Below are 3,148 nucleotides of genomic sequence, written 5' to 3'. Positions count from 1 at the left end.
GACAGCCTCGCAGGTGCCGACACTGCTACCGTGGAACTGGAAGCCCTCGAAAGTCCGCCAAGCCGCCTGACCGCGGCCTACGCCGGATGCTTACGATTGAAATGTTTAATGAAGAAAAAAGCTTCTATTGGCCTTCCTGCTACGAACGCGGACTTCGTCGCGTTATTCTCGCAGCGTGATGGCTTCACAAACGACATTGTATCCGTTTGTAAAGTTGACCAACCGGGAGATGCAGCCATAGAGGTGCTTCGGATTTCGATCTCGGGACAAGGGTGGAAGCGAGCCAAAAGATGATGCGAACCACGTTGCGCCTATTCTTCCTTCTCATGGCTTGCCTTTGGGCCTCCATGGGCTTTGCTGCATCGAGCGATACCTACGAGAATTCAACAATCACGGCCCGGCTCATCTCCGTTGAAAATGGGGTCGCGGAAACCTCCAGAACCCTTTCCCTTGGCCTGGATGTCGAGCTGGCCGAGGGCTGGAAAGCCTATTGGCGTTCGCCCGGCGAGGTGGGTCTGCCGCCTGAAATTTCATGGGATGGATCGGAAAATCTGGTGAGCGCACAGATGCTCTGGCCCGCGCCTGAGCGCTTCACGGCATTCGGCATCGAGAATTTTGGCTACAAGACCCGTGTCGTCCTGCCCATTCAGGCAGTTCTCGAAACTGCGGGCCAGTCCGCAACATTGCAGGCGCGTGTTTCATTGCTGGCGTGCTCGACTGTCTGTGTGCCGCATGATTTCGATCTCGCACTGACAATTCCGGCGGGCACCGGGATTGACGCGAAGGCGGCGGGCCTGATTTCGGAGTATGCCCAGCGGGTGCCGCTTGGTCCCGAAGAGAGCGACATCATTGTCGAAACGGCGGTGATCGCGGATGATGCGCTTTATGTGACGGCGCGCAGTGCGAATGCCTTTGTGAAGCCGGATATCTTTCCGGAACTGGGGCCGGAATTCACCTTTGGCAAACCGGACATCCGAACCGATGATGCGGGAACAGCCCTTTGGGCCAAGCTGCCTCTTCTCGCGCAAGGGGAGGATCCGCCGCCCCTGCAACTGACTTTGACCGATGGATCACGCGCGGTGACAGCGCAGCCCGCTTGGTCAGACCGCATCCCGGGTGCACCATTCGAGGTTATGGCGAACCTGCCGGATCTGACGCAAATCCTGGCGATTGCGGCCTTTGCCTTTCTTGGCGGTCTGATCCTGAATGTCATGCCCTGTGTTCTGCCTGTCCTGTCCATCAAGCTGACATCGGTTCTCAATCATGGAAACAAGCCAGCGCACGAGGTCCGGAATGGGTTCCTGATGTCGGCGCTTGGCGTTCTGGTGTTCATGTGGGCCCTCGCCGCAATCATTCTGGTTCTGCAATCCGTCGGCGTCACCGTTGGGTGGGGCCTGCAATTCCAAAGCCCTGTTTTCCTGACCGTCATGTTTCTGGTGCTTGCCGTGTTCTCTGCCAATCTGTTCGGGGTGTTCGAAGTTTCATTGCCCTCCGGGTTGCAGTCACGGCTGGCCAGATCAAGCGGTCGCGACGGGTATGGCGGAGATTTTGCAACAGGCGCCTTCGCGGCGGTGCTGGCCACGCCCTGCTCGGCCCCGTTTTTGGGGACAGCGGTTGCCTTTGCCCTGTCCGGGCGCCCGATTGATGTCATTCTCGTTTTCACGGCTCTGGGGCTTGGGCTCTCCCTGCCCTATCTGGTTCTGGCGGGGAAGCCTGGTCTGGTCCGGTTGTTGCCCAGGCCGGGACGTTGGATGGTTGTCGTCAAATGGGTGCTTGCCGGTCTTCTGGCCGGGACCGCGATCTGGCTGCTCTGGGTACTGATAGGGGTGGCGGGTGGCCGGGTGGCCATGACCGTGCTGCTTATGACGAGCCTTTTCATTCTTCTCGCAACAATACGTTTGCCGGGCAGATTGACGCGCCCGACAGCGCTGGTGGTGGTTGCTGTTCTCAGCCTTCTGGTGCCGACGGCGCTGACAATCCCGCCGCAGACGAGAGCGGTGGGCCAGGACTGGGTCGCGTTCGATCGCTCCGAGATACCGAAACTGGTGTCGCAGGGAAAAACCGTCTTTGTCGACGTGACCGCAGACTGGTGCCTGACGTGCAAGGCCAACAAGACGCTGGTGCTGGACCGTGCGCCCGTGGTCGACCAACTGCGGGGTGATAATGTCGTTGCGATGCGGGCAGACTGGACTAGGCCCAGCACTGACATTTCCCGGTATCTGGAAAGCCACAACAGGTTTGGCATCCCGTTCAACATCGTCTACGGGCCAAACGCGCCAGACGGGATCATCCTGTCCGAGGTTCTGACGTCCGAAGCCGTTCTCGACGCGCTGAGCAGGGCCGCACTTGGCGACCCTGTGACCGCTTTGAAAACGGATGGTTAGGCCTAAAAGAGGCCCATCGCACGCGCCGACATCCAGACGCCCATGAATATCATCATCAGGTTTTCGGTCAGGGACACGAAACCCAGCGGCACGTTTGAACCGCCGCCCACGCAGGCGCACTTGATCTCGCGCTTATCGATGTAGACGGCCTTGAAAACTGAAGCCGCTCCGACCGTACCGATGAACAGTGCAACAGGCGCGCTGATCCAGACCAAGGCACCGGCGACCATGAGAATACCGGCAAGTGCTTCGCCGAAGGGATAGACATAGCCATAGCGCACCCATTTCTGGGCAAGCAGATCGTAGTTCAGAAACATCGTGGAAAACGTCTCGACGTCCTGCAGTTTTTGAACAGCAAGAAAGCTCATCGAGATCGCGATGAACCACTCGAATGCCCGCAGCGTCAGGATCGAACCGTAAAACGCCCAACTGAGACCAAGCGCCATAAGGAATGCGACCGGAGAGTGTCAGATCTTCTGTGTATGAGTGATCCGGTCCATGCTTCTTCGAAAGGAAGCATGCATGACGATCTCCAAGGAACTGCTGGACGAACTGTTGAATGGCGTAGAGCGCCCTGAGGACCTGCTCGGCGAGACCGGGCTGATGAAAGAGCTGAAGATCAAGCTCATGGAGCGGATGCTCGGCGCCGAGCTGACGGCGCATCTTGGCTATGAAGAGGGCAAGGAAGCTCCCCCGGGTCAGAGCAATCGCCGGAATGGCACCTCGACCAAGGTGCTGAAGGGGCAGGACGGCGAGATGCCGGT

General features: G+C 58.7%; 3 protein-coding genes and 1 pseudogene. 3 read left to right on the top strand and 1 reads right to left on the bottom strand.

The annotated features are described in order from the left end of the window. Together BMW90_RS27120 and BMW90_RS24905 are read left to right on the top strand one after the other, a co-directional pair. A partial coding sequence (locus tag BMW90_RS27120) for a hypothetical protein (RefSeq protein WP_244526619.1) occupies positions 1–294 on the top strand: 294 nt, incomplete at its 5' end. Beyond that, positions 294–2,384, top strand: a complete 2,091-nt coding sequence (locus BMW90_RS24905) for a protein-disulfide reductase DsbD family protein (RefSeq protein ID WP_081285562.1) — start codon at positions 294–296, stop codon at positions 2,382–2,384. The genes BMW90_RS27120 and BMW90_RS24905, both read left to right, overlap by 1 nt. A gap of 2 nt (positions 2,385–2,386) precedes the next feature. On the opposite strand, the pseudogene BMW90_RS24900 reads toward BMW90_RS24905, so the two are convergent. Beyond that, a pseudogene (locus BMW90_RS24900) lies at positions 2,387–2,842 on the bottom strand (MauE/DoxX family redox-associated membrane protein); the annotation flags it as partial. A gap of 64 nt (positions 2,843–2,906) precedes the next feature. Between BMW90_RS24900 and BMW90_RS24895 the strand changes: the two are divergent. Next, a partial coding sequence (locus BMW90_RS24895; RefSeq protein WP_170850627.1) for a transposase occupies positions 2,907–3,148 on the top strand: 242 nt, incomplete at its 3' end.

It is taken from the genome of Marinovum algicola (genome assembly GCF_900109145.1).
In the GTDB taxonomy this organism is placed as follows: Bacteria; Pseudomonadota; Alphaproteobacteria; order Rhodobacterales; family Rhodobacteraceae; genus Marinovum; species Marinovum algicola.
This window is presented reverse-complemented; position numbering and strand designations above follow the sequence as displayed.